The organism is Lysobacter sp. Root983 (assembly GCF_001429345.1).
In the GTDB taxonomy this organism is placed as follows: Bacteria; Pseudomonadota; Gammaproteobacteria; order Xanthomonadales; family Xanthomonadaceae; genus Lysobacter.
In genome coordinates this window covers 258,270-283,687 of sequence record NZ_LMJO01000017.1, presented here as the reverse complement: position 1 = coordinate 283,687, position 25,418 = coordinate 258,270, and the positions used below count along the sequence as shown (strand labels likewise).

The window sequence follows — 25,418 nt, the reverse complement described above, 5'->3', positions numbered from 1 at the left end:
CATAACCGTCGCAAGGGGCTGCATCGCCCGCGATCCCGGTCGGGGACGCCATCGACGGCGTCCGGTTCTACCTGCCGGATTTCCAGTATTTTTCAAGTGTTTTCTCCCCCCGGAGCTGTCATGACCGAACCCACCGAACGCGACGTGCTGGATCTGCCGGTGCTGCCGCTGCGCGACGTCGTCGTGTTCCCGCACATGGTCATCCCGCTGTTCGTCGGCCGCGACAAATCGATTCGCGCCCTCGACCTGGCGATGGAGTCCGATAAGCGCATCCTGCTGGTCGCCCAGAAGTCGGCCGAGACCGACGATCCCGGCGCCGAGGACCTGTACGCGATCGGCACCCTGGCGCATGTGCTGCAACTGCTGAAACTGCCCGACGGCACCATCAAGGTGTTGGTCGAGGGCGTGTCGCGCGTCGAGGTCGACGCCGTGGCCGAGCGCGACGGCGCCCTGGCCGGCCAGGCCCACGTGGTCGAGCCCGCGATCGACCGCGAGGAGCGCGAGATCGAGGCGATCGCGCGCTCGCTGATGACCCTGTTCGAGCAGTACGTGAAGACCAACCGCAAGCTGCCGCCGGAGCTGATGCAGACCCTGTCGGGCATCGACGAGCCTGGCCGCCTGGCCGACACCATCGCCGCCCACCTGGGCGTGCGCATCGGCGACAAGCAGAAGCTGCTGGAGACGCACGCCGTCGGCGCGCGCCTGGAACAGCTGGTCGGCCTGGTCGACGGCGAAATCGACGTGCAGCAGCTGGAGAAGCGCATCCGCGGCCGGGTCAAGTCGCAGATGGAGAAGAGCCAGCGCGAGTACTACCTCAACGAGCAGATGAAGGCGATCCAGAAGGAGCTGGGCGAGATCGACGACGCGCCCAACGACATCGACGAGCTCACCCGCAAGATCGCCGAAGCCGGCATGCCCAAGCCGGTCGAGACCAAGGCCCGCAACGAGCTCAACAAGCTCAAGCAGATGTCGCCGATGTCGGCCGAGGCCGCGGTGGTGCGCAATTATCTGGATTGGCTGCTGGGCGTGCCGTGGAAGAAGCGCAGCAAGGTGCGCAAGGACCTCAAGGCCGCGCAGGACGTGCTCGACGCCGACCACTTCGGCCTGGAGAAGGTCAAGGAACGCATCCTCGAATACCTCGCGGTGCAGACCCGCGTGAAGAACATGAAGGGCGCGATCCTGTGCCTGGTCGGCCCGCCGGGCGTGGGCAAGACTTCGCTGGGCCAGAGCATCGCCAAGGCCACGAACCGCAAGTTCGTGCGCATGTCGCTGGGCGGCGTGCGCGACGAGGCCGAGATCCGCGGCCACCGCCGTACCTACGTCGGTTCGATGCCGGGCCGGATCGTGCAGAACCTCAACAAGGTCGGCAGCAAGAACCCGCTGTTCGTGCTGGACGAGATCGACAAGATGTCGATGGACTTCCGCGGCGATCCGTCCTCGGCGCTGCTGGAAGTGCTGGACCCCGAGCAGAACAACGCCTTCAACGATCACTACCTCGAGGTCGATCTGGACCTGAGCGAGGTGATGTTCGTCGCCACCTCCAACTCGCTGAACATTCCCGGCCCGCTGCTGGACCGCATGGAAGTGATCCGGATCCCGGGTTACACCGAGGAGGAGAAGCTCAACATCGCCATGCGCTATCTGCTGCCCAAGCAGATCAAGGCCAACGGCTTGAAGGTCGACGAAATCAAGATCGCCGAGTCGGCGGTGCGCGACATCGTGCGCTACTACACGCGCGAATCCGGCGTGCGCAATCTTGAGCGCGAGATCTCCAAGATCTGCCGCAAGGTGGTCAAGGAAATCGCCCTGGCCGGCCCCAAGGCCAAGAAGAGCAAGGACGGTTCGGTCAACGTCGGCTCGAAGAATCTCGACAAATACCTGGGCGTGCGTCGCTTCGATTACGGCCGCGCCGAGGAGCAGAACGAGGTCGGCTTGGTCACCGGCCTGGCCTGGACCGAAGTCGGCGGCGACCTGCTGCAGGTCGAAGCCACGCTGGTGCCGGGCAAGGGCCAGCTGCTGCTGACCGGCCAGCTCGGCGACGTGATGAAGGAATCGGCCTCGGCCGCCCTGTCGGTGGTGCGCGCGCGCGCCGAACGCCTGGGCATCGACGTGGAATTCCTGCAGAAGCACGACGTGCACGTGCACGTGCCCGAGGGCGCCACGCCCAAGGACGGCCCCAGCGCCGGCATCGGCATGGCCACCGCGCTGGTGTCGATGCTGACCAAGAATCCGGTCAAGGCCGATGTCGCCATGACCGGCGAAATCACCCTGCGCGGACGCGTGCTGCCGATCGGCGGGCTCAAGGAAAAACTGCTGGCCGCGCTGCGCGGCGGCATCCGCACCGTGATCATTCCGGACGAGAACAAGAAGGATCTCGCCGACCTGCCCAAGAGCGTGACGCAAGGCTTGAAGATCGTGCCCGCGCGTTGGATCGACGAGGTCTTGGACATCGCGTTGGAGCGTCCGGTGACGCCGACGCCGGTGGCCGGTCCGGCCGAAGTTCCGGTGCGCGATGGCGGACAAGCATCGCCTCAGCCGGACGTCAAGCATTGACGGATTCCGTTGGTCGGAAAGCGATCGAATCGGCTGGAAGGCCCGTCGTTATTAGCTTTCAGGCTTGCACCCCCAAAATGCCGCTGGTATAACGACCGCAACCGCGCGAAAGCTGCCACAGACGCAGTAGGCGCGGCAAACTCGATCGGCGTGGCCCGCTCGCGCAGCGCGCCACGCCGATTCTCAGAACACGCGGTAACACCGCACAGGGAGTCCAAAGAATGAACAAGGGTGAATTCATCAGCGCCGTCGCCGATGCTGCCGAGCTGTCCAAGACCGACGCAGCCAACGCCGTCGACGCCGTTATCGGCGTGATCACGAAGGCGCTGAAGAAGGGCGACACCGTCACGCTCGTGGGCTTCGGTACGTTCCAGGTCCGTAAGCGCGCCGCGCGCCAGGGCCGCAACCCCAAGACCGGCGCCACCATCAAGATCAAGGCCTCGAAGAACCCGGCGTTCAAGGCTGGCAAGGCGCTGAAGGATGCTGTAAACTAAGCGACTCGCTCGGGTGCTTAGCTCAGCGGTAGAGCGTCTCCTTTACACGGAGAGGGTCGGGGGTTCGAAACCCTCAGCACCCACCAGATCAAACTGGCCCTACTGCTAAGCCGCCCGCCGGAAACGGCAGTGCCGCGAGGCGAAAGGCCAAAAGTTTCAAAAGTGCGGAGTGGTAGTTCAGTCGGTTAGAATGCTGGCCTGTCACGCCGGAGGTCGCGGGTTCGAGTCCCGTCCACTCCGCCAGTTTYGCCRAARGCGCCGGAAACGGCGCCTTCTTTTTTGCCCGCGCTCCGGGATCCGGGTTCCAGGCCGGTCGCTTCGACGCCGTTCGCGATTTCGCCCCGGTCCGGAACCGGCGGCCCCGCCCGGGCCGGCCAGGCCCGCGCGCCCGGCCTCAAGCGCGCTAAACTGTCCGGCTTACGACCTACGCGACCCGGATATGCTGCAGAAACTTCGCGACAAGACTTCCGGCTGGATCGCCACCGCGATCCTCGGCCTGCTGATCATTCCCTTCGCCTTCGTCGGCATCGAGCAGTACATGGGCGCGCGCACCGACACCTCGGTCGCGCATATCGATGTGCCGCCCTCGTACTGGCAGAGCGCGCCGTCGTGGTGGCCGGTGTCGATGCTGTGGCAGCACGAGAAGATCGACTCCACCGATTTCCGCACCGCTTTCGAACAGGAGCGCCAGCGCCGCCGCGCGGCCGAGGGCGAGGCCTTCGATGCGCGCGATTTCGAGAGCAAGGAAAACAAGCTGGCGATCCTGGACCTGCTGATCGATCGGCGCGTGCAGGAACTGGCGTCCAAGAGCGAAGGCCTGGTGGTCAGCGACGCGCTGGTCAAGAAGACTCTGGCCGAAGTGCCGGCGTTCCAGGTCGACGGCAAGTTCAATCTCGATCGCTATCGTCTGGCCCTGGCCTCGCAGGTGCCGCCGCAAACGCCGACCCAGTTCCAGGAAACCGTGCGCCAGTCGCTGCAGCAGTCGCTGCTGGCCGGCGGCCTGGTCGAGAGCGAGTTCGTGACCTCGGCCGAGCTGGACCGCCTGATCCGCCTGATGGGCGAGACCCGCGACGTCGGCCTGGTGATGCTGCCGCAGCCGGCGCCCGACACCGGCGCGGTCAGCGCCGCCGAACTGCAGTCCTGGTACCAGGGCCACAGCGCCGATTACCGCGCACCGGAAACCGTGACCCTGGAATACGTGGAAGTGAACGCAGCCAGTGTGCCGCCGCCGGCGCCGGCCGACGAGGACACCCTGCGCAAGCGCTACGAGCTGGAAAAGAGCCGTTTCGTCGCTCAGGAGCAGCGTCTGGCTTCGCACATCCTGGTGCGCGTGGCCGACGGCGCCGACGCCGCGGCGCAGAAGGCCGCAGAGCAGAAAGCGACCCAGTTGACCGCACAGGCCAAGGCCGCGGGCGCCGACTTCGCCGCGCTGGCGCGCGCCAACAGCGACGACACCGGCTCCAAGGCCGGCGGCGGCGATCTGGGTTGGGTCAGCAAGGGCATGATGGTGGCGCCGTTCGAGCAGGCGCTGTTCGCCGCGCCGCAGGGCGCGATCGTGGGCCCGGTCAAGACCGACTTCGGCTGGCACGTGATCCAGGTGCGCGAGGTCAAGGCCGGCCAGCCGGAGACCTACGAGCAGGCACGCGAAGCCCTGGCGCGCGAGCAGGCCGAGGCCGACAGCGAACGCGTGGTCAGCGACTTCACCGGCCGCCTGGTCGATCTGGTCTACAAGAATCCGTCCTCGCTGGGGCCGGCCGCACGCGAGATGAAGCTGCCGGTGCAGAAGCTGGGCCCGCTCACGCGCAATGGCGCGCGCAGCGGCGCCCAGGGCCTGGCCGCGAACCCGGCGCTGTTGCGCGCGGCGTTCTCCGACGCCCTGATCCAGGGCGGCACGGTCAGCGATCCGATCGAGATCGCTCCCGGTAACAGCGTGCTGATCCGCGTGACCGCGCATACGCCCGAGCGTTCGCAGCCGCTGGCGCAGGTGCGCGATCAGGTGATCGCGGCGGTGCGCGCCGACCGCGCCACCAAGGCCGCGACCAAGGAAGCCGACGCGCTGCTGGCGCGTCTGCGTGGCGGCGAGACCCTGGAGGCGGTGGCGACCTCCAAGCAACTGCCGGCGCCGCACGCGATCCCGAACCTGCCGCGCGGCGCGCCGATTCCGGACCCCAGCGTGAGCGAGGCCGTGTTCGCGGTCGCGCCGCCCGCGGCCGGCAAGGTCACCCCGGGCAGGGCGATGCTGCCGGACGGCCGCGCGGTGCTGTTCGCGGTCAGCAAGGTCACCCCGGGCGATCTGGCCCAGGTTCCGCCGCCGCAGCGCGAACAGATGCAGACCCAGCTGGCGCAGATCAGCGGCGCCGACGACATCAAGGCGCTGGTCGCCGCGCAGCGCAAGCGCATGAAGGTGACGGTGGTCGATCAGAATCTCTGATCGGTACTGGCGTTATCGCAACGAAAAGCCCGGCATCTCGCCGGGCTTTTTGTTTTTGGGTTCTTGATGGCGCCTCTTGCGATTCCCTTCTCCCGCTTGCGGCGACCGAAGGAACCGCAAAGCCGAGAAGGTGCGCGAAGGGCGGACGTGTGCAGCGCGTGAGGTCGGGCTGCTGCGCGCTTGCGGCGACGACTCGCACCTCAGCCCGACCGCACGGCGATCGGGCGCTCGGTGCCGCTCAAGCCGATGGCTCGCAAGGCCGGCCCCTCACCCCGCAAGCGGCAGAGGAGCTAAAGCGCTGAGGCGACTTCGCTATCCCTTCTCCCGCCCGCGGGAGAAGGTGCCCGAAGGGCGGATGAGGGCAGCGCTTGAGGTTAATGCTGCGCGCTTGCGGTGCCGCGCGAGCCGATGACTCGCAAGGCGTAGCTCCTCACCCCGCCAGCGAAAGAGGGGCCAAAGCTCTGAGACGACTTCGCTATTCCTTCTCCCGCGTGCGGGAGAAGATGCCCGAAGGGCGGATGAGGGCAGCGTTTGAGGTTAGTGCTGCGTGTTTGGGGCGCCGCGCGAGCCGATGACTCGCAAGGCGTGGCTCCTCACCCCGCAAGCGAAAGAGGGGCCAAAGCTCTGAGACGACTTCGCTGTCCCTTCTCCCGCGTGCGGGAGAAGGTGCCCGAAGGGCGGATGAGGGCAGCGCTTGCGGTTAGGGCTGCGCGCTTGCGGTGCCGCGTGAGCCGATGACTCGCAAGGCGTGGTTCCTCTCCCCGCCAGCGAAAGAGTGGCTAAAGCTCTGAGGCGACTTCGCTGTTCCTTCTCCCGCGTGCGGGAGAAGGTGCCCGAAGGGCGGATGAGGGCAGCGCATCAGGTTGGGATGGCGCAAAGAAAAAGCCCGGCATCGCGCCGGGCTTTTTCTTTATCGCTCGCGCGCCTAAGCGCAGCCCCCACTCACTCGCTATCGATCCCCGTCATACCCAGGATGTTGTACCCCGAGTCGACATAGGTGATCTCGCCGGTCATGCCCGAGGCCAGATCCGAGCACAGGAAGGCGGCGACATTGCCGACCTGTTCGATCGTAACCGTGCGGCGCATCGGCGCGTTCTCCTCGACGTGGCCGAGGATCTTGCGGAAACCGGCGATGCCGGCCGCGGCCAGGGTCTTGATCGGGCCGGCCGAGATCGCGTTGACGCGGGTGCCTTCCGGGCCGAGGTTGTAGGCCAGGTAGCGCACGGTCGCTTCCAGGCTGGCCTTGGCCACGCCCATGACGTTGTAGCCGGCCAGCGCGCGTTCGGCGCCCAGGTAGCTCAGGGTCAGGATCGAACCGTTGCGGCCCTGCATCTGCGGGCGCGCGGCCTTGGCCATCGCGGCCAGCGAATAGGCCGAGATGTCGTGGGCGATGCCGAAGTTCTCGCGGGTCAGGCCGTCGAGGAACTGGCCGGCGATGGCTTCGCGCGGGGCGTAGGCGATCGCGTGGACCAGGATGTCGAAACCGTCCCAGTGCTGGCCGAGCTGCGCGAAGCAGGCCGCGATCTGCTCGTCGCTGGTGACGTCCAGCGGGATCACGATGTTGCTGCCGTACTCGGCGGCGGCCTTCTCCACGCGGGTCTTGAGCTTCTCGTTCTGGTAGGTGAACGCCAGTTGCGCGCCTTCGCGGTGCATGGCCTCGGCGATGCCGCTGGCGATCGAACGCTCGCTGGCGATGCCGGTGATCAATGCGCGCTTACCTTGCAGGAAACCCATGTGCACTCCCTAAAACTTGCGGTGGACGCGGCCGTCGTGGGCCGCGCGTCGGAACCGCCCGACCGGTGCGCGGTCGAGCAAAGACTCTAGTGTACCCGCGCGATGGCGACGGACGATCCGGTACGGTTCACGGCGCTTTCGCCCCGGGCGTATCGATCAGCAGGGCCTGGCCGGGCTTGAGCACGGCGTTGGCGCCCAGGCCGTTGCGTTGCAGCAGGTCGGCCACGCCGATGCCGTAACGGCGCGCGATGGTCCAGGCGTTGTCGCCGCGGGCGACGGTGTGGCGGCGCGGCTCGCCGGCGCTGCCGGTGTCGGCGGCGGGCGCCTGCTCCGTCGCCGCGGCCGGCACGCTGGCGGTGCTGGTGGCCTGCGCCTGGTCGCCGTCGACGCCGCCGATCGCGCCCGCGGGCACCGCCAGCAGCGGCGCGCGCGCGGCGCCGGCCTGGCCGATGCGGCCGCCGGCGAAGACCGGGTTGAGGCGTTGCAGTTGGGCCGCGTCCTGGCCGCTGCGGCGCGCCCAGGCGGCGATGTCGGCGACGTCGTCGGGCACGGTCACCGCTTGCAGGCGCGGCACCGGGCGGTCCAACGCGCGCAGCCATTCCTCGCGATCGTCGGCCTGCTCCATCAGGCAGGACAGCGCATGCAGTTTGCGCACATAGGCCTGGGTGATGTCGGACAGGCCGGTCAGCTGTTCGGGCTTGGCGTTGCGCGCGACCTGGCCGTTGCGCTTGAGCGCGCCCAGGATGCGGTATTCGCCGGCGTTGTAGGCCATCACGGTCAGGCGCCAGTCGCCGGCGAACATGCCGTGCAGGGTTTTCAGATAACGCACCGCGGCCTGGGTCGAATCCACCGGCGACAGGCGGCCGTCGTAGCCGGCGCGGATCGGCACGCGGTGATTGCGCGCGGTGATCGCGATCATCTGCCACAGTCCGGCCGGCCCGGCGGCGCTGCGCGCGCCCGGCTTGTAGCCGCTTTCGACGAACGGGATCAGCGCGTACTCGGTGGGCAGGTGGGCCTCGCGCAGCGCGTCGACCACGTAGCCGAACAAGGGCAGGGTGTCGTCGTTGCTGGCGGCCAGGCGCTTGGGCGCGGTGGCGAAGTGCTGGCGCCAGCGTGTGCTGGCGCCGGCTTCGCAGGTCGGATCGGCCAGGCCTTCGCGGAAGCGTTGGTAGATCTCGCGGCCGTTGCGGGTCGGGCCGGGGATCGCGACTTGCGGCGCGGGCTCGGCGGCCGCGGCCGGCGTGGATGCGGCAGCGGCGGCGGATTGAGCGAACGCGGGCGCGCCGCATGCGGCCGCCAGCGCCAACGCGACCGCGGCGAGGCGACCGGCCTTGCGGGCCCGGCTCATGCCTGGAACCCGTCTTTCCAGCGCCGCAATTCGGCGAAGGTGTCGATGTCGTCCTCGGGTTCGCGGCGCAGGCGCCGGGCCACGGCCGCGCGCACCTCGGGCTGATGCACGCGCAGGAAGGGATTGGCTGCGACTTCGTCGGCCAGGGTGCTGGGCAGGGTCGGACGTCCGGCGTTGCGCATGGCCTGGGCTTCCTCGATGCGGCGCAGCAGCGCCGGGTTGGACGGCTCCACCGCGCGCGCGAAGGCGGCGTTGGACAGGGTGTATTCGTGGCCGCAGCACAGGCGGGTGTCGCCGGGCAGGGCGGCCAGGCGCGACAGCGAGGTGTGCATCTGCGCCGGGCTGCCTTCGAACAGACGGCCGCAGCCCAGGCTGAAGAGGGTGTCGCCGCTGAACAGCAGGCCGTGGCCGCCCACGTCCTCCAGGTGATAGGCGATGTGGCTGAGGGTGTGGCCGGGCACGGCGAGCACGCGCGCGCTCCAGCCGCCCAGGTGCAGGCGCACGCCGTCGCCGACGCGCGCGGTGGCGGCGCCGATGCGGTCGTCGTCGGGCGCGAACACCGGGATGCCCGGCCAGTGGGCGAGGATGGCCTCGACCCCGCCGATGTGGTCGTTGTGGTGGTGGGTCAGCAGGATCCCGGTCGGGCGCAGGCCATGCACGGCCGCACCCAGCACCGGTGCGGCGTCGCCGGGGTCGACGATCAGCGCCGACTCGTCGTCGGCCGACAGCGCCCAGATGTAGTTGTCGTTGAGGGCGGGCAGAGCCAGCAATCGCATTCGTTGAGCTCCTGGGCGGCCGGCCGCGCCGCGCTCCGCTGAACATGCAACTGAACAGGGCCGCGCCGCCGGGCCTGCGAAGGACCGCGCTTTCAAATGGATGTTCCGACAGAATGGCGACCATGCCCGCCCTGTCCACCGGCCGTCAACCCAATGCCGCCCTCGCCTGGTTCGGTGGGGTCGCCGGCCAGGGCCTGCTCGATGTCGAATCCGCGGCGATGGCGCGGGTGCTGGCCGGCTGTCAGGCCATGCCCTGGGCCTGGATCGGCGTCGACGCGACCTCGCCGCCGGGCGGCACCAGCACGCGTGGGGTGCGCCTGCGCCGCCAGGGCCAGGGCTTCGACGGCGCCTTCCGCAGCGCGCTGCCGCTGCCCCTGGCCAGCGAGGCCTTGGGCGCGGTGCTGCTGCAGCACGTGCTGGACGACGGCATCGACCCGATGCCGCTGCTGGACGAGTGCGCGCGCGTGCTCGCGCCCGGCGGCACCCTGTGGCTGGCCGCGCTCAATCCCTGGAGCCCCTACCGCGCGCGCTGGGCGCGTTCGGGCCTGCACGCCTACAACACCGGCGCCTGGCAGGCGATGTTGCGCGGCGCCGGCTTCGCCTCCGACTCGGTGAGCCTGCAATGGCTGGGCCCGCTGTGGCGGCCCGCGCACGGCGCGGTCGGTATCGGCGCCGCCGACCGTCTGCGCGCGGGCATCGGCCTGACCGTGTCCAAGCGCGTGCATGCCCTGATCCCGCCGGCGCGGCTGCGCAATTTACGCTGGCAGGCCGGCGGCGCGATGGTCGGAACGAATGCGCGCCGTTGCGCGCCGCAGCGGCGATAATGCGCGGCCCTCAGACAGGACCGCAGGCTTTGCAAGATCACGCACTGGCGACCGAAACCAAAACCGTCGACATCCACACCGACGGCGCCTGCCTCGGCAACCCCGGGCCCGGTGGCTGGGCCGCGCTGCTGCGCTACAAGGGCCGCGAGCGCGAGCTGTCCGGCGGCGAGCCCGACACCACCAACAACCGCATGGAGCTGATGGGCGCGATCATGGCCCTGGAAGCGCTGATCGAGCCCTGCGTGGCGACCCTGCACACCGACTCGCAGTACGTGCGCAAGGGCATCACCGAATGGATGGGCAACTGGGTGCGGCGCGGCTGGAAGACCGCCGGCGGCGACCCGGTCAAGAACCGCGATCTGTGGGAGCGCCTGCACCAGGCCAACCTGCGCCACAAGGTCGAATGGAAGTGGGTCAAGGGCCATTCCGGCGACCCCGACAACGAGCGCGTCGACGTGCTGGCGCGCACCCAGGCCCAGCGCTACCGCAGCGTCGCGCGCTGAGTTCGGCGAGAATCGACCCATGCGCCAAGTCATCCTGGATACCGAAACCACCGGCCTGAGCTGGGAGCGCGGCAACCGCGTGGTCGAAATCGGCTGCGTCGAGTTCGTCGAGCGCCGCCCCACCGGCCGGACCTTCCACACTTATTTGAACCCCGAGCGCGAATTCGAGCCCGGGGCGCAGGAAGTCACCGGCCTGACCTTGGAGTTTCTGGCCGACAAGCCCAAGTTCGAGACCATCGTCGACGAGTTCCTGGCTTTCATCGACGGCGCCGAGCTGGTCATCCACAACGCGGCCTTCGACGTCGGCTTTCTCGACAACGAACTGGCGCTGGCCGGGCCGCAGTACGGCAAGCTCGGCGACCGCGCCACCATCGAGGACTCGCTGCTGCTCGCGCGCCAGCGTTTTCCGGGCCAGCGCAATTCGCTGGATGCGCTGTGCAAGCGCCTGGGCGTGGACAACGCGCACCGCCAACTGCACGGCGCGCTGCTCGACGCCCAGTTGCTGGCCGAGGTTTACATCGGCCTGACCTCGGGCCAGAGCGATCTGGGCTTCGGCCAGGGCGAGGACGGCGGCGGCCAGTCCGCGGCAGCGGTGTTCGATCTGGACGCCAGCGCGCCGCGTCCGCGCGTGCAGATCAGCAGCGAGGAACGGGCCGCGCACGAGGCGCGCCTGGAGAAGCTGCGCAAGAAGGCGGGCAAGTGTTTGTGGGACGCGATGGAGGCTCCCGCGACGACGTAGGGGCGCCCTCGCTGCTTTGCGCAGGCACGAGAGGGTGCAAGGGTAGGGGGCGGTGGTCACCGCACCCTCGTCATCCGGCCTGCTACGTGGCGATGCGGTTCGCCTGTGGCTCACCACATCCTACGAGTCGAATCGGAATGAGGTGGCGGCCGTAGGGTGCGGTGGTAACCGCACCATCGTCATCCGGCCTGCTACGTGGCGATGCGGTTCGCCTGTGGCTCACCGCATCCTACGAGTCGAATCGGAATGGGGGGCGGCCGTAGACTGCGGTGACAACCGCAGCATCGCCATCGGCGATGCCTAGTGGCTGCGGACCAGGATCACCGTGACGTTGTCCGAGCCGCCGCCGTCCAGCGCGGCCGCGACCAGGCTGTCCACGCATTCCTGCGCGCTGCAGTCGTTGTGCGCGAGCACGCGCGCGATGCTGCGGTCGTCGACTTCCTCGGTCAGGCCGTCGCTGCACAGCAGCAGCTGCATGCCGGGGCGGAGCTCGCCGGTCATGGTCTCGACGTTCAGATTGCGCGGGTCGGTCACGCCCAGGGCCTGGGTCACCACGTTGCGATGCGGATGGCTGCGCGCCTGCTCGTGGGTGATCGCGCCGTTGGCGATCAGTTCCTGGACGTAGCTGTGGTCCTGCGAGAGCTGGGCCAACTGACCGTCGCGCCACAGGTAGACCCGGCTGTCGCCCACCCACGCAACCTCGAATCGGTTGCCGTTGACGCGCGCGGCGACCACCGTAGTGCCCATGGGCAGGGCGTCGTTGCGGCGGCGCGAGGTGCGGATGATCTCCTCGTCGGCGATCCGAATGGCCTGGGCCAGCGGGGTGCCGTCGCGGACTTCGCGCACGATGGCCTCGCGCGCTAGCGCGCTGGCGACCTCGCCGTACTCATGCCCGCCCATTCCGTCGGCGACCAGCCACAGGCCCAGTTCGCTGTCACCGTAATAGGTGTCTTCATTGAGCTCGCGGCGCAGGCCGACATGCGTCAGGTGTCCGAATTCGATCATGAGTCGATCATGCCGGTCGCGTTTGTCGGAGGCTCTTCGAGTAGTAAACGGAATCATCGGGGCGTAGCGGCCGTGCGGCAAGCGACGGTCGCATTCCCCCTCACGACCATGCCCGGTGTTGCAGTAACGAAACATGACCGGAGCCGCGCATCATCGCGTAAAAAACATGCTGTGCGGCACGGTTCGGCGCTATTCCCGCACGATCCGGCGCCGCCGGCAGGGCCACGGCCAACAAAAAAGCGGGCCCGGTCGGGCCCGCTTTGCATAATCTGGCGGAGAGGGGGGGATTCGAACCCCCGGTACGCTATAAACGTACGCCTGATTTCGAGTCAGGTACATTCAACCACTCTGCCACCTCTCCGGGTGCAGTGAGCCGGGAATGATACGGGGCGCGAAGCCTTCCGACAAGGCATGCGTCAGGGCGGCTACACTGTGGCCCCTCTGAACGAAACGCTGCCATGTCCGAAATCCTGGTTCCGGTGTCCTTCGGCGAACTGCTGGACAAGATCGCCATCCTGCAGATCAAGTCCGAGCGCATGAGCGACCCGGCCAAGCTGGCCAACGTGCGTAACGAGCTGTCGGCCTTGGAGCAGACCTGGATGGCCCATCCGGCCGCCGGCCACGACATCGTGCGCCTGCGCGCCGAGCTCAAGGCCGTGAACGAGCGCCTGTGGGTGATCGAGGACGACATCCGCATCAAGGAAAAGGCCCAGGCCTTCGACGCCGAGTTCGTGCGCCTGGCGCGCAGCGTCTATTTCGAGAACGACGAGCGCGCCCGGATCAAGAAGGACATCAACCTCGCGCTGGGTTCCAGCTACGTCGAGGAAAAGTCCTACGAGGACTACAAAAGCGGCGCCGCCGCGCCCTGAGTCGGTCCGGCGCATGCCGACCTCGCCGCAGGGACGCGAACCCGGGCCGCGCGCCGCCGGCGCCTGGCTCTACGACGACCTGCTGGCCTGGCTGTGTCCGGGCGGCCTGCTGCTGACCGCGCTGGCCCTGCGTTACCCGGATAGCCTGCGCCTGCTGCGCGCGCAGGCGCCGGAACTGACCCTGCCGACCTGGTTCGCCGGGGCCTATGTGCTGGGTTTGGCCTTGAGCCCGCTCGGGCGTCTGGTCTATGCCTTCGCCCAGGCCATCGTCTGGCCGCGGCTGCGCCAGGCCTGGGCGCCGGCGATCGCGTTCCTGGCCCAGCGCCTGCAGCGCGACGAGGGCCTGACACTGCCCGACGCCGCGCACATGTCGACCTCGGTGTTCCACGACGTCGACCGGCGCATGCGCGAGTATCTGGAGGCGGTCGATCCGTCCTCGCGGCAGGCGCTGAACCGCATGAAGGTGCTGTGCAGCCTGGCCTGCAACGCGGCGGCCGCGGCCCTGGTGTTCGTCGCGATCGACGCGGCGCTTGGCGGCTACCGCTACTGGAGCAACGCGCAGGTCGGCATCGCCGCGCTCGCGATCGCGCTGGCCCTGGTCGCGGCGGTGTACCGCGAACGCCGGCGCCAGCGCACCCAGCTGTCGATCTGGCGACGCCTGCAGGTCGGCGCGAACGACTGATCGCCGGCAGACGCCGGCGGCCTGCACACGCGGGTTGGCGCGCGTCGCCAGCCTGCACCGGCTGCCGCAGGCCCGACGCAACCCAGAGTGCCCCGGCGAGCGCGAGTCTCGTCAGCCTGCCCGCCATCGGTAGCGCCGCACGCCGCCGGCCTGCCGCAGCCGACCTTCACGCGCCGGACCGGCCAACCGGATTGGCCGGGGCGCGGAACCGCAGCCCATTTTTCGCCGGCGACTGCCGCTAGGGTGGCCGCGCGTCGTTCCGGTCCGCGCCACGCGTGCGAACCGGACGGTGCGACAGCGGGCAGGTCTGGATGGCCTCTCGCCCACGGACCGGCCCGATCGATCAATGGATGGACGAATCAAGGAGCAACAACGTGAAAAAGGAACACGTGTTAGGGACGCTGTGCATGACGGTGCTGTTGGCGATGTCGCCGCTGGTGGCGATGGCCGACCAATCCGAAGAGGAAACCCCCAAGGAAGAGCAGGAGTTCAAGCGCAACGAACCGCCGGTGTCGGAGGCGGTGAAGCAGCACCTGGCCTACATCGAGGACCTCGATAAGCGCTATCCGGACACCTCCAAGGTCGATCCCGAGCGCTTCATGGCCGAGGAAGGCGAGAAGGCCGCGCTGATCTACTGCCGCGCACTAGGCTTCGACGGGCCGTGCGAACCGGCCAAGGACGGGCAGTCGGCGCAGGCGCGTTCGGGCTTCGTCGCCATGAGCGTCGAGCGCGCGGCGGCCAAGGTCGGCCGCTACGGCTGGTTCGACTGGCTGTTCAATCTGCTCTACAGCGTCGGCGTGATCCCCGACAAGGCCTCGTGCCCGTCGCCGCACGTGCTGGTGCAGATGCACATGGACGACGAAGACCGCCGCAACGCCAATTCGCGTTGGGGCTGGATCGGCGCCACCGTGTCCAACAGCAACACCACCTGGCGCTTCTGCCGCCTGAGCTGGGACGCGTCGTTCGCGTTCAAGCCGCTGGCGAACTGGGGCAACCAGTACGACTACGCGGTGCAGAACCTGGGCATGTTCTGCCCGCCGGGTTCGCGTCGCGTGCTGCGCCGTCACGACAACGAGGATTGGGCCAACGCCAACTGGTCCAGCGGCGGCGTGTTCCCCAGCTTCAACCTGGGCGGCAACTGGTGGACCTACACCTGCCAGTACGACGGCGGCACGCCCACGCCGCTGATGTCCTCGTTCCCGACCCTGGGCTTCGGCTACGGCGTGTTCTCGCCGACCAATCTGCCTTGGCCCTATGCGCTGGCTAACGGCTACGTCTACCAGGACGACGAGGATTTCTTGAACCTCAACTTCTGGATCGGCTCGCCCGACGCAGCGATGGGTGGCGGCAACAACACCTGGCGCGGGCTGTCGCGCGTCAAATAAGTCGCTGGTTTCAAGCCCCTCTCCCGCTCGCGGGAGAGGGGTTGGGGTGAGGGCGCCGCTGCCGCGGTGCTGCTTGGGCTGCGCAGATCGAGCCGATGCATATTCGCAAGCGGGTGCGATGGGAACTCAGCAGCGCGCGGCTAAACGCGCCCGCACATCCATCACAGCGAAGCCGAGTGGATTCAGCTCATGCCATCGCTCAGGTCGACTCGTGTCATTCGTAGCGAAACCGCGGCTCCTGTGCCGCGGTCTCAGCCCGCCGAATGATCGGCGACATAACGTTCGAACGCCGCGACCCCATCCTCCACCGAGATCAGATCCATGACCCCGTCGTGCTCGATCTTGGTGCCCCACTTGAGTTCGCTCGCAGGCTTGCCGATGTACTTGCGCGCCGCGTCGTCGTAGCGGTCGGCGCAGTAGCGGCGGTCGCTGTGGGGGCCGCTGCGTGCGGGGTTGCTGGCCGCATGCAGACCCAGCACCTTGGTGCCCATGGCGTTGGCGATGTGCATGGGCCCGGAGTCGGGCGTCATCAGCAGCTGGCCGCGCGCGAGCAGGGCCGGCAATTGCTTGAGGGTGTCCTTGCCGATCAGGTCCAGCGCGGGCGCGCTCATCGCCGCCAGGATTTCGTCGCCGGTGCGGCGCTCCAGCTCGCTGCGGCCGCCGCACAGCACCACCCGCCAGCCGCGCGCGGCGGCGTGGTCGGCGACCGCGGCATAGCGTTCGCTGCGCCAGTTGCGCAGCGCGTGGCTGGAGCAGGGCGAGATCAGCAGGGTAGGGTGGCCGTCGTCCGGCCATTGCGCGCGCGCCCACTCGTAGGCCTCGGCCGGCACCGGCAGGTCCCAGCGCACCTGGGTCTGGCGCAGGCCCAGCGGCTCGCAGAAGCTGCCGATCGCGTCCAGCACGTGGATGCCGGGGCGGTCGGGGATGCGTTCGTTGACGAACAGGCCGTGCAGGTCCTTGGCGCGCGCGCGGTCATAGCCGATCCGGCGCCGCGCCGGCACGAACGCCGACAGCAGGTTCGCGCGCGCGGCCACCTGCATCTGCAGCAGGGCGTCGTAATGCCGGCGTTCGCCCAGCCGCGCGCGCAGCTCGCGGCCCAGCGCGCGCATGCCGGTCAGGCCGGCCTTCTTGTCGTATTCGACGAAGCTCACGTTTTCCAGGCCGTCGAGCAGGCGGCGCTCGCCCTTGCCGATCACCCAGGTCAACTCCAGCCGCGGCCAGGCCTCGCGCAGGGTGCGCACCAGCGGAACCACATGGGTCACGTCGCCGAGGGCGGAAAGCCGCAGCAGGCAGATCGAGTGGGGTGCGTTGTTCACGTGACTTGTTAGACTCCGGCGGATGACGGGCTACGACGCCGCCGAAGGATTGACGCCGTTCCGCGACGACAGCGGCTACGGCGCGATTCTGTTCGACCGCACCCGGGTGCGGCAAGCGAGCCCGGAATGGTTCTCGCCTGCCTTCTGGGGCGAACGCGCGCGCCCGGTCGACAGCGGCGGTCGCGGCGGGGCCTGGTTCGTGGACGCTCCGTTCGGCCCCAGCCTGCTGCGGCGCTACCTGCGCGGCGGCCTGGTCGCGCGCTTCAACCGCGACCGTTACTGGTGGCGCGGCGCCAACGAGACGCGCAGCTTCGCCGAATTCCGCCTGACCCGCGCGGTGGCCGAGAAGGGCCTGCCGGTGCCGCGTCCGATCGCCGCCTACTATCGCCGCGACGGCTTCTACTACTACGCCGCGATCCTGCTGGAGCGCCTCAACGACGTGCGCTCGCTGGCCGATCGCGCCGCGGTCGCCGGCGACGGCGCGCCCTGGGAGGAGGCTGGCCGGCTGATCGCGCGCTGCCATCGCGTCGGCTTGGACCACGCCGATCTCAACGCCCACAACCTGCTGTTCGACCCCACCGGGCGCGGCTGGGTGATCGATCTGGACCGCGGCCACCTGCACATACCGGCGACCGGTTGGCGCGAGCGCAACCTGGCCCGCCTCAAGCGCTCGCTGCTGAAACTGCGCGGCGCGCGTTCGACGGAAGAGGTCGAACGCGACTACGGCCGTCTGCGCGCGGCCTACGAGCGCGCCTGGGACAAGGGATACTGATGAGCTGGCATCTGCGCCTGCACGGCGTCGGCAACGCATCCGCGGTGGAGTTGGGTTCGGCGATGGCGACCATCGAGCGCGACGGCGCGCCCTGGCTGACCATCGACTGCGGCGGCGAGGGCCTGACCGCCTACCTCGCCCACTACGGGCAGGCGCCGCAGGCCTTGTTCATCACCCACACCCACCTCGACCACGTCGCCGGCTTCGAGCGCCTGTTCGTCTCGACCTATTTCGATCCCGAGCGCCGCGGCCGGGTCAAACTGTACGTACCCGCACCGGTGGTGCCGCTGCTGCACCAGCGCGTGGGCGACTATCCCAACGCGCTGGCCGAGGGCGGGGTGAATTTCTGGGACGCGTTCCAGGTGATCCCGGTCGGCGCCGCGTTCTGGCACCAGGGCGTGCGCCTGGAAGTCTTCGCCACCCGCCACCACTGGCCGGACACCGCCTTCGGCCTGCGCCTGCGCGGCAGCGTGGTCTGGACCGGCGACACCCGGCCGATCCCCGAGGCCCTGGCCAAGTACGCCGACGCCGGCGAGCTGATCGCCCACGATTGCGCCCTGCACGGCAACCCTTCGCACAGCGGTATCGAGGACCTGGAGCGCGAATATCCGCGCGAACTGCTCGCGCGCTGCCTGCTCTACCACTACGCCAGCGCCGGCGAAGGCGACACCCTGGCCGCACGGGGGTATCGTGTGGGTCGACCGGGCGAATGCGTCGCCCTGGCCGAATCCAGCGCAGAGCAGGTGCCGCCGTCGTGAGCGCGTTGCCGGATCCGAAGCAGATGCCATGGGCGCAGGACGTCTACGGGCGTCCGCTGCGCGACCTGCGTTTGTCGGTGATCGAGGCTTGCAACTTCCGTTGCCCCTACTGCATGCCGGCCGAGCGCGTGCCGGACGACTACGGCCTGGACGCCGCCTCGCGCCTGAGCTTCGACGAGATCGAAACACTGGTGCGCGGCTTCGTGCGCGTGGGCGTGCGCAAGCTGCGCCTGACCGGCGGCGAGCCGCTGCTGCGCAAGAATCTGCCGGAGCTGATCGCGCGGCTGGCGGCGATCGACGGCCTCGACGATCTGGCCCTGACCACCAACGGCTCGCTGCTCGCGCGCCAGGCGCGCGCCCTGCGCGAGGCCGGCCTGCGCCGGCTCACGGTCAGCCTGGACGCGCTGGAACCCGAGCTGTTCCGGCGCCTGTCCGGCGGCCGCGGCGAGGTCGCCCAGGTGCTGGCCGGCATCGACGCGGCCCAGGCCGCGGGCTTCGACTCGATCAAGCTCAACTGCGTGGTCCAGCGCGGCGTCAACGACGACCAGGTGCTGCCCCTGGCCGAACGCTTCCGCGGCAGCGGCCACGTGCTGCGCTACATCGAATACATGGACGTGGGCACCTGCAACGGCTGGGACGCCGCGCGCGTGGTGCCTTCGGCGCAATTGCGCGACCGCCTGCACCAGCGCTGGCCGCTGCGCGCGCTGGACGCGCACTACCGCGGCGAAGTCGCGGCGCGCTACGCCTACGCCGACGGCGCCGGCGAAGTCGGCTTCGTGTCCTCGATCAGCGCGCCGTTCTGCGGCGACTGCCACCGCTCGCGGGTGTCCGCCGACGGCCGCCTCTACACCTGTCTGTTCGCCGCCGACGGCGTCGATCTGCGCCCGACCCTGGCCCTGGGCGAGTTCGGCTTGGCCGAACGCGTGGCCGAGCTGTGGTCGCGTCGCGCCGACCGCTACAGCGAACTGCGCGCCGCCGACGCGCCACGCCCGAGTCGGCACGTGGAGATGTTCCTGGTCGGCGGTTGAAGCGCGCGGCGTATCATGGCCGCTGCCCGATCCACCGATACCGCTAGGCGTCCCGTCCTGCCGGAGCCCATCGTTTGAAAGCCCGCAAAGCCAAGCCCGCACCGACGCGTTCCGCGCTGACACATCTGGACTCCGACGGTCGCCCCGCCATGGTCGACGTGTCCGCCAAGGCCACGACCGCGCGCGAGGCGCAGGCGGAGTGCCGGGTGCGCTTTCCGGCCGCGGTCGCCGCGCAATTGCGCGCCAACGGGCTGCGCAGCGCCAAGGGCGGCATCGTCGATACCGCGATCGTGGCCGGCACCCTGGCGGTCAAGCGTACCGCCGAGCTGATTCCGTTCTGCCATCCGCTGCCGATCGACGGCTGCCGGATCGCGATCGACTGGCTGGACGAAAATTCCCTGCGCATCGAATGCCAGGTGCGCACCGTCCATCGCACCGGCGTCGAGATGGAGGCGCTGACCGGCGCCACCGTGGCGGCGTTGACCGTCTACGACATGTGCAAGGCCTTGTCGCACCGGATCGTGATCGGGCCGGCCAAGCTGCTCGCCAAGTCCGGCGGCAAGCGCGACTTCGGGAGCGCGGCGTGAACCGGCTCACCGTGCTGTATTTCGCCAGCCTGCGCGATGCCGCCGGCCGTGCCGACGAGAGCGTGGACACCAACGCCGCCGATCTGCGCGGCCTGTACGCGACGCTGCGCGAGCGCCATGGTTTCGCGCTGCCCGCCGAGCGCTTGCGGGTCGCGGTCGACGGCGCGTTCGCGCACTGGGACGACGCGCCACGCGCCGGCAGCGAAGTGGCCTTCATTCCACCCGTGTCGGGGGGCTGAGCGATGCGCTTTCGTTTGTCCGAAACCCCGTTCGACCCGGCTGCCACGCGCGAATGGCTGATGCGCGACGAGGCCGGCGCCTACGCCAGTTTCGAAGGCTGGGTGCGCGACCATCATCAAGGGCGGGCGGTGCTGGGTCTGCGCTACGAGAGCTATGCGCTGCTGGCCGAACGCGAGGGCGAGAAGATCCTGGCCGAGGCGCTGGAGCGTTTCGCGATCGTCGAGGCGCGCTGCGTGCACCGCGTCGGCGACCTGGGCGTGGGCGAACTGGCGGTCTGGGTCGGCGTCAGCGCCGCGCATCGCGATGCCGCGTTCGCCGCCTGCCGCTACATCATCGACGAGACCAAGGCGCGGGTGCCGATCTGGAAGCACGAGCGCTACCCCGAAGGCGACGCGGGTTGGTTGCATCCGGAGCCGCCGCAGACGCAGGGGTAGGGCGTGTTGTTCGTCGCAAGTACGAAGGTGCGGTCGCGGCTGACACCGCTCCTACCCCAACGCGAAGAGATTCGGATCATGGCGGAGAGGTGGACGATGCGATGCCGCCAGCCGCGGGCGACGGTCGCGCTGAACGCGCTGGCGCTGACGGCGCCCTGGCATCCGCGCTTTCTTACCTCAAGCAGGCCTGTGCCTGGAGCTGCGCGGGCTCGCCGTCCATGGTTCGACCCGCTCGCCGCCAACGGCTATCGGAGTCGCGAGCGGCTTTGCTTGTCTTCCCCCTTTGGAAAAGGGGGATTGAGGGGGATTTGCTTCTGCCACCGCGCGATCCGCGATCCAGGTTCGACCCGCTCACCACGAACGGCTGTCGGAGTCGCGGGCGGCTCCGCTTGTCTTCCCCCTTTGGAAAAGGGGGATTGAGGGGGATTTGCTTCTGCCACCGCGCGAATCCGCGGTCCAGGTTCGACCCGCTCACCACGGACGGCTCCGGGACGGCTTAAGGCGCGACGGTTCCCGTGCGCAAAAGCGCTGAACCGCTCGGCATCGCCCCATGAGGCCGCCCCGAAAAGGTGGCGGCCCCGCCGGCTGACCTCGGCGCCCGCATCAGTCGATACCGTTGCTGCCTTCCGGCCCTGGCGGGATTTTCGACCTAGCGTCGCGAGGGGCCGACGGGGCCACCATAGGACGTGCGCATCTGGCGCGAGACGTGTCGCATGACGCGGCGACAGAATCTGAACGACATAGCTGGAAATCTGGCGGAGAGAGCGGGATTCGAACCCGCGAAGCGGGGTTTAGCCGCTTACACACTTTCCAGGCGTGCTCCTTCAACCACTCGGACACCTCTCCGGGCCTGGGCTGACAGCGACATCCGGCCGGGCTCAGGGCCGGGAATTCTAGCCGTCGCGGCGGTCGTCCACAAGTCGCGGCGTCGCGGTGGCGGCCGTCGCGAACGTCCGTGGCACAATGGACCGATCCGTTCCCGCGCCGCGCCGGCCGCTGCGACAGGGCCTACGGCCGCGGCGCGCGGCGGTACCGACGCAAGCAAGCACACGCAACCAAAGGGTCCGATGTCCTACCTCGTCCTCGCCCGTAAATGGCGCCCCAAGCGTTTCGCCGAACTGGTCGGGCAGGAGCATGTGGTGCGCGCGCTGACCAATGCGCTGGATTCCGGCCGCGTCCACCACGCCTTCCTGTTCACCGGCACCCGCGGCGTGGGCAAGACCACGATCGCGCGCATCTTCGCCAAGTCGCTGAACTGCGAGCGCGGCACCTCGGCCGACCCCTGCGGCGAGTGCAACTCCTGCCGCGACATCGACGCCGGCCGCTTCATCGACCTGCTCGAGATCGACGCCGCCAGCAACACCGGCGTCGACGACGTGCGCGAGGTGATCGACAACGCCCAGTACATGCCCAGCCGCGGGCGGGTCAAGGTCTACCTGATCGACGAAGTGCACATGCTCTCCAAGTCGGCCTTCAACGCCCTGTTGAAGACGCTGGAAGAGCCGCCCGGCCACGTCAAATTCCTGCTCGCCACCACCGACCCGCAGAAGCTGCCGGTGACGGTGCTGTCGCGCTGCCTGCAGTTCAACCTCAAGCGCCTGGACGAGGCGCAGATCTCGGGCCAGATCGGTCGCATCCTCGAGGCCGAGGGCATCGCCGCCGAGCCCGGCGCGATCCGCCAGCTCAGCAAGGCCGCCGATGGCAGCCTGCGCGACGGTCTGTCGCTGCTGGACCAGGCCATCGCCTACACCGGCGGCCAGCTCAGCGACGGCGCGGTCGCGACCATGCTGGGCACGGTCGACCGTACCCGCGTCGGCGCGCTGCTGCAGGCCCTGGCCGACGGCAACGGCAACACGCTGCTGGCCGAGGTCGCGGCCCTGGCCGAATTCTCGCCCGATTGGGGCGGGGTGCTGGACACCTTGAGCGAGGCCCTGCACCGCGTACAGGTGCGTCAGCTGGTGCCCGAGGCGCCGATGGAGACCGACGGCGTCGACGTCGACGCGCTGGCCGCGCGGCTGCGTCCCGAGGTCGTGCAGTTGTGGTATCAGATGGCGCTCAACGGCCGCCGCGATCTGCCGCTGGCGCCCAGCGCGCGCGCCGGTTTCGAAATGAGCGTGCTGCGCATGCTGGCCTTCCGTCCCGCGGCCAGCGAGGACGGGCGCGGTGCTGCGCCCGCTGCGTCCGGCGCGGGCGAGAGCGCGCGCGGCTCCGGTGCCGCCGCGGCGGCCGCCGCCCTGGCCGAGCCGCGAACACGCGCCGCGCCGCCGGCGTCGCCGTTCGACGAGCGTCCCGCGCCCCCCTCGCGCGCCGAACCGGTGCGGACGGAGGCGCCCCGAATGGAAGCGCGCCCAGTAGAAGCGCCCCCGGTAGAAGCGCCCCGAATTGAAGCGCCTCGCATCGAAGCGTCGCGAGCCGAAGCGACCAGTGCACCGGTTGCGCGCAACGACGTGCCCTGGGCGGAGCCGCCCGAGGCAGTCGCACCGCCGCGCCGTCCGCCCGCGCCGCCGGAACCGGTCGCGGCGCGCGACGCCGCACCCGCGTACACCGCGCCGGCTGCGTCGCGCAGCGGCAGCGCCGGCATCGCCGATGCCGAGGCCTGGCACGACTTGGTCGCCAGCAGCGGCCTGCGCGGTCCGGCCCGTTTGCTGGCCGAGCATGCCGGCTTCATCGCCTACGCCGACGGCGCGCTGCGCCTGTCGCTGTCCGCCGACGACGATCACCTGCGCGCGCCGGCCCTGATCCAAATGGTCGCCGACGCCTTGGCGCCGCGCCTGGGCGTGGCCCCGCAGATCCGTTTCGAATCCGCCCAGTCCAGCGAGTCGCTGCGCGAGCGCAACGAGCGCGCGCGCGATCAGCGCCAGTCCTCGGCCGAGGACGCGTTCATGAACGATCCCGACGTGCAGCGCCTGATCTCGCAGCACGGCGCGCGTGTCGTACCGGATTCGATCCGTCCCTTCGACGAGGCTTGAGGACGGCCCCGGCCGGCCCTATTCCAGTGTCATCGCGTCGCGCCCGCGCGCGACGCGGTTCCCCATCACCACGAGACAGGTAGACCACCATGCGCGGCAACATCGCCCAACTCATGCAACAAGCGCAGAAGATGCAGGAAAACGTGCAGCGCGCCCAGGAAGAACTGGCCAAGATCGAAGTCACCGGCAACGCCGGCGGCGGCATGGTCAGCGTGACCATCACCGGCCGCATGGAGTGCCGCAAGGTGCGCATCGATCCCAGCGTGCTCAGCGATCCGGAAATGGCCGAGGATCTGGTCGCGGCCGCGTTCAACGACGCCGTCAACAAGGTCAACGCCGAATCGCAGGCCAAGATGTCCGCCGCCACCGCCGGCATGCCGATTCCGCCCGGCATGAAGATGCCGTTCTGAGTCGCCGGAACGCATCTCCATGAACCTGCATCTGGGTATCACCGCCGGCTTGATCGCCTCGGGCCTGCTCGGCCTGGACCTGTACACGACCTGGGCGATCTGGCGCGAGCCGGACCTGACCGGCGCGCAGAAGGGCCTGCAGTCGGCCTTCGTCTGGCTGCTGCCGCTGTTGGGCGCGATCGTCTGCCTCAACGTCGTGCGCGCGATGAATCGCGAGCCGACGCCGCGCAGCACTTCGTTCACGCCGTCCGAGTGAGTTCGCCGGCATGAGCAGCGCGCTGCTGGAGCAACTGATCGAGGCCTTCCGGGTGCTGCCCGGCGTGGGCCAGAAATCGGCCCAGCGCATGGCCTACCACGTGCTCGAGCGCGAGCGCGCCGGTGGTCAGCGGTTGTCGAACGCGCTTGCCGAGGCGATCGAACACGTAGGCCATTGCAGCCGCTGCCGCGACTTCAGCGAGACCGAGGTCTGCGCCACCTGCGCCAGCGCCGCGCGCGACGCCCACCTGCTGTGCGCGGTGGAGTCGCCCGCCGACCGTCTCGCGATCGAGCAGGCCACCGGCTACCGCGGCCTGTACTTCGTGCTGCAGGGCCGTCTCAGTCCGCTCGACGGCATCGGTCCGCGCGAACTCGGCCTGGACGGCCTGGCCGCGCGCCTGGCCGAGGGCGAAGTGCAGGAACTGATCGTCGCCACCAACCCCACCGTCGAAGGCGAGGCCACCGCGCACTACCTGGCCCAGCTCGCGCGCCAGCACGGCGTGCGCCCCAGCCGGCTCGCGCATGGCGTGCCCTTGGGCGGCGAACTCGAATACGTCGACCGCGGCACCCTGTCGCATGCGTTCGGCAGCCGCAGTGAGATGGGTTGAGAGCCGGGATTCGGGATTAGTGATTCGGGATTGGACGTAGCCGAAGCGAAAACCACCGGGTCCGTGTACCGTAATCCCGAATCCCGAATCCCGAATCCCGAATCCCGGCCTCCCAATGACCGACCCCACCATCTTCGGCAAGATCATCCGCCGCGAAATCCCCGCCGATATCGTCTACGAAGACGACGACCTGATCGCGTTCCGCGATATCGCTCCGCAGGCGCCGGTGCACGTGCTGTTCGTGCCCAAGACCCACGTGCCCACCCTCAACGACCTGCAGCCCGAACAGGCCGAAGTGGTCGGCCGCCTCGCGCATGCCGCGGCGGCGTACGCCCAGCGCGAAGGTTTCGCAGAGGACGGCTACCGCATCGTCATGAACTGCAACGGCGACGGCGGCCAGACCGTGTTCCAGATCCACCTGCATCTGCTGGCCGGCGCCCAGCTTGGGCGCTTCGGTACGCCGCGCTGACGGAAAGATCCTGGCGCTCTGTGCGAGCGGCGTCAGACAGGGATTTGTTTCGATCCCAAGCCGCGATCGCTGTGTCGGGCATGCGTCGTGGTTTGGGGCTCAATCGCGGCTTACGCCGCTTCCACAGTGCGTGCGGACGCGATCATCGCTGCGACTTGGGCGGCGGACATCGTGCGAAGACGCAAGCGAAAACGCCCGGAAATCCCGGGCGTTTTCCTTATCCGCGCGA

Annotated in this window: 25 protein-coding genes, 4 tRNA genes and 1 other RNA gene; 22 read left to right on the top strand and 8 right to left on the bottom strand. The window is 69.1% G+C overall.

Annotation, left to right across the window (positions count from 1 at the left end; all coding sequences use genetic code 11):
• The first annotated feature begins 120 nt into the window (after positions 1-120).
• The 5 genes from lon to ASE43_RS17015 all read left to right on the top strand — a co-directional run bounded on the left by lon (position 121) and on the right by ASE43_RS17015 (position 5,478).
• A complete protein-coding gene (gene lon, locus ASE43_RS17035; protein WP_057161303.1) occupies positions 121-2,553 on the top strand; it encodes an endopeptidase La in 2,433 nt (810 codons plus the stop codon).
• Positions 2,554-2,774: 221 nt separating this feature from the next.
• Positions 2,775-3,047 carry an HU family DNA-binding protein gene (locus ASE43_RS17030; protein WP_056173345.1) on the top strand — a complete coding sequence of 91 codons (273 nt, stop codon included), beginning with the start codon at positions 2,775-2,777 and terminating at the stop codon, positions 3,045-3,047.
• Positions 3,048-3,058: 11 nt separating this feature from the next.
• A tRNA-Val gene (locus ASE43_RS17025) sits at positions 3,059-3,133 on the top strand.
• Between the two features lie 80 nt (positions 3,134-3,213).
• Positions 3,214-3,290 (top strand) — tRNA-Asp (locus ASE43_RS17020).
• A gap of 196 nt (positions 3,291-3,486) precedes the next feature.
• A complete protein-coding gene (locus tag ASE43_RS17015) occupies positions 3,487-5,478 on the top strand; it encodes a peptidylprolyl isomerase (RefSeq protein WP_056173348.1) in 1,992 nt (663 codons plus the stop codon).
• A gap of 942 nt (positions 5,479-6,420) precedes the next feature.
• On the opposite strand, the gene ASE43_RS17010 is transcribed toward ASE43_RS17015, so the two are convergent.
• From ASE43_RS17010 to gloB, 3 genes are all read right to left on the bottom strand, one after another.
• On the bottom strand, positions 6,421-7,212 hold the full coding sequence (locus tag ASE43_RS17010) for an enoyl-ACP reductase (protein WP_057161302.1): 792 nt from the start codon (positions 7,210-7,212) through the stop codon (positions 6,421-6,423).
• A gap of 127 nt (positions 7,213-7,339) precedes the next feature.
• Positions 7,340-8,560 carry a lytic transglycosylase domain-containing protein gene (locus tag ASE43_RS17005; protein WP_057161301.1) on the bottom strand — a complete coding sequence of 407 codons (1,221 nt, stop codon included), beginning with the start codon at positions 8,558-8,560 and terminating at the stop codon, positions 7,340-7,342.
• The gene (gene gloB / locus ASE43_RS17000) at positions 8,557-9,336 is read right to left on the bottom strand and encodes a hydroxyacylglutathione hydrolase (protein WP_057161300.1); all 780 of its coding nucleotides are present in this window, start codon (positions 9,334-9,336) and stop codon (positions 8,557-8,559) included. The genes ASE43_RS17005 and gloB overlap by 4 nt, the downstream gene beginning before the upstream one ends.
• Before the next feature lie 122 nt (positions 9,337-9,458).
• Here gloB and ASE43_RS16995 point away from each other — a divergent pair, with 122 nt between their 5' ends.
• From ASE43_RS16995 to dnaQ, 3 genes are read left to right on the top strand one after another with little or no spacing between them, the layout of a single operon-like run.
• Entirely contained in the window at positions 9,459-10,160 is a 702-nt protein-coding gene (locus ASE43_RS16995) for a methyltransferase domain-containing protein (protein WP_162250599.1), read from the top strand.
• 44 nt (positions 10,161-10,204) lie between these two features.
• Positions 10,205-10,663, top strand: a complete 459-nt coding sequence (gene rnhA, locus ASE43_RS16990) for a ribonuclease HI (protein ID WP_235567166.1) — start codon at positions 10,205-10,207, stop codon at positions 10,661-10,663.
• Positions 10,664-10,682: 19 nt separating this feature from the next.
• Positions 10,683-11,402 (top strand): DNA polymerase III subunit epsilon, encoded by a 720-nt coding sequence (gene dnaQ, locus ASE43_RS16985; protein WP_056173365.1) that lies wholly within the window; start codon positions 10,683-10,685, stop codon positions 11,400-11,402.
• Between the two features lie 300 nt (positions 11,403-11,702).
• On the opposite strand, the gene ASE43_RS16980 is transcribed toward dnaQ, so the two are convergent.
• Together ASE43_RS16980 and ASE43_RS16975 are read right to left on the bottom strand one after the other, a co-directional pair.
• On the bottom strand, positions 11,703-12,407 hold the full coding sequence (locus ASE43_RS16980; RefSeq protein WP_056173368.1) for a PP2C family serine/threonine-protein phosphatase: 705 nt from the start codon (positions 12,405-12,407) through the stop codon (positions 11,703-11,705).
• Between the two features lie 270 nt (positions 12,408-12,677).
• Positions 12,678-12,768: transfer RNA gene (locus tag ASE43_RS16975), tRNA-Ser, on the bottom strand.
• 97 nt (positions 12,769-12,865) lie between these two features.
• Here ASE43_RS16975 and ASE43_RS16970 point away from each other — a divergent pair.
• The 3 genes from ASE43_RS16970 to ASE43_RS16960 all read left to right on the top strand — a co-directional run bounded on the left by ASE43_RS16970 (position 12,866) and on the right by ASE43_RS16960 (position 15,343).
• The gene (locus ASE43_RS16970) at positions 12,866-13,276 is read left to right on the top strand and encodes a DUF6165 family protein (protein WP_056173372.1); all 411 of its coding nucleotides are present in this window, start codon (positions 12,866-12,868) and stop codon (positions 13,274-13,276) included.
• 13 nt (positions 13,277-13,289) lie between these two features.
• Complete coding sequence (locus ASE43_RS16965) at positions 13,290-13,958, top strand: hypothetical protein (protein WP_056173375.1); 669 nt, start codon at positions 13,290-13,292, stop codon at positions 13,956-13,958.
• 374 nt (positions 13,959-14,332) lie between these two features.
• Positions 14,333-15,343 (top strand): hypothetical protein, encoded by a 1,011-nt coding sequence (locus ASE43_RS16960; RefSeq protein WP_157489220.1) that lies wholly within the window; start codon positions 14,333-14,335, stop codon positions 15,341-15,343.
• 251 nt (positions 15,344-15,594) lie between these two features.
• Here ASE43_RS16960 and ASE43_RS16955 read toward each other — a convergent pair whose 3' ends face one another.
• The gene (locus ASE43_RS16955; RefSeq protein WP_057161299.1) at positions 15,595-16,659 is read right to left on the bottom strand and encodes a glycosyltransferase family 9 protein; all 1,065 of its coding nucleotides are present in this window, start codon (positions 16,657-16,659) and stop codon (positions 15,595-15,597) included.
• Positions 16,660-16,681: 22 nt separating this feature from the next.
• Between ASE43_RS16955 and ASE43_RS16950 the strand changes: the two genes are divergently transcribed.
• The 6 genes from ASE43_RS16950 to ASE43_RS16925 all read left to right on the top strand — a co-directional run bounded on the left by ASE43_RS16950 (position 16,682) and on the right by ASE43_RS16925 (position 20,478).
• Positions 16,682-17,431, top strand: a complete 750-nt coding sequence (locus ASE43_RS16950; protein WP_056173383.1) for a 3-deoxy-D-manno-octulosonic acid kinase — start codon at positions 16,682-16,684, stop codon at positions 17,429-17,431.
• Complete coding sequence (locus ASE43_RS16945) at positions 17,431-18,189, top strand: MBL fold metallo-hydrolase (protein WP_057161298.1); 759 nt, start codon at positions 17,431-17,433, stop codon at positions 18,187-18,189. The genes ASE43_RS16950 and ASE43_RS16945 overlap by 1 nt, the downstream gene beginning before the upstream one ends.
• A gap of 23 nt (positions 18,190-18,212) precedes the next feature.
• Positions 18,213-19,217, top strand: a complete 1,005-nt coding sequence (gene moaA, locus ASE43_RS16940; RefSeq protein ID WP_157500080.1) for a GTP 3',8-cyclase MoaA — start codon at positions 18,213-18,215, stop codon at positions 19,215-19,217.
• Positions 19,218-19,291: 74 nt separating this feature from the next.
• Positions 19,292-19,804, top strand: a complete 513-nt coding sequence (gene moaC / locus ASE43_RS16935) for a cyclic pyranopterin monophosphate synthase MoaC (protein WP_057161296.1) — start codon at positions 19,292-19,294, stop codon at positions 19,802-19,804.
• Complete coding sequence (locus tag ASE43_RS16930; protein ID WP_056173394.1) at positions 19,801-20,043, top strand: MoaD/ThiS family protein; 243 nt, start codon at positions 19,801-19,803, stop codon at positions 20,041-20,043. The genes moaC and ASE43_RS16930 overlap by 4 nt, the downstream gene beginning before the upstream one ends.
• A 3-nt stretch (positions 20,044-20,046) precedes the next feature.
• Positions 20,047-20,478: a molybdenum cofactor biosynthesis protein MoaE gene (locus ASE43_RS16925; protein ID WP_057161295.1), complete on the top strand. Its 432-nt coding sequence runs from the start codon at positions 20,047-20,049 to the stop codon at positions 20,476-20,478.
• A gap of 575 nt (positions 20,479-21,053) precedes the next feature.
• Here ASE43_RS16925 and ffs read toward each other — a convergent pair.
• Both ffs and ASE43_RS16920 read right to left on the bottom strand, forming a co-directional pair.
• Positions 21,054-21,150: signal recognition particle sRNA small type (gene ffs, locus ASE43_RS21405), an RNA gene on the bottom strand.
• A gap of 81 nt (positions 21,151-21,231) precedes the next feature.
• Positions 21,232-21,324: transfer RNA gene (locus tag ASE43_RS16920), tRNA-Ser, on the bottom strand.
• Positions 21,325-21,545: 221 nt separating this feature from the next.
• Between ASE43_RS16920 and dnaX the strand changes: the two genes are divergently transcribed.
• The 5 genes from dnaX to ASE43_RS16895 all read left to right on the top strand — a co-directional run bounded on the left by dnaX (position 21,546) and on the right by ASE43_RS16895 (position 25,189).
• Positions 21,546-23,447 (top strand): DNA polymerase III subunit gamma/tau, encoded by a 1,902-nt coding sequence (gene dnaX, locus ASE43_RS16915; protein WP_057161294.1) that lies wholly within the window; start codon positions 21,546-21,548, stop codon positions 23,445-23,447.
• 89 nt (positions 23,448-23,536) lie between these two features.
• Positions 23,537-23,857 carry a YbaB/EbfC family nucleoid-associated protein gene (locus tag ASE43_RS16910; RefSeq protein ID WP_056173402.1) on the top strand — a complete coding sequence of 107 codons (321 nt, stop codon included), beginning with the start codon at positions 23,537-23,539 and terminating at the stop codon, positions 23,855-23,857.
• Between the two features lie 19 nt (positions 23,858-23,876).
• Entirely contained in the window at positions 23,877-24,113 is a 237-nt protein-coding gene (locus tag ASE43_RS16905; protein WP_056173406.1) for a hypothetical protein, read from the top strand.
• 10 nt (positions 24,114-24,123) lie between these two features.
• On the top strand, positions 24,124-24,720 hold the full coding sequence (gene recR / locus ASE43_RS16900; protein WP_057161293.1) for a recombination mediator RecR: 597 nt from the start codon (positions 24,124-24,126) through the stop codon (positions 24,718-24,720).
• A 115-nt stretch (positions 24,721-24,835) separates the two neighbouring features.
• On the top strand, positions 24,836-25,189 hold the full coding sequence (locus tag ASE43_RS16895) for a histidine triad nucleotide-binding protein (protein WP_056173411.1): 354 nt from the start codon (positions 24,836-24,838) through the stop codon (positions 25,187-25,189).
• The last annotated feature ends 229 nt before the right edge of the window (positions 25,190-25,418 follow it).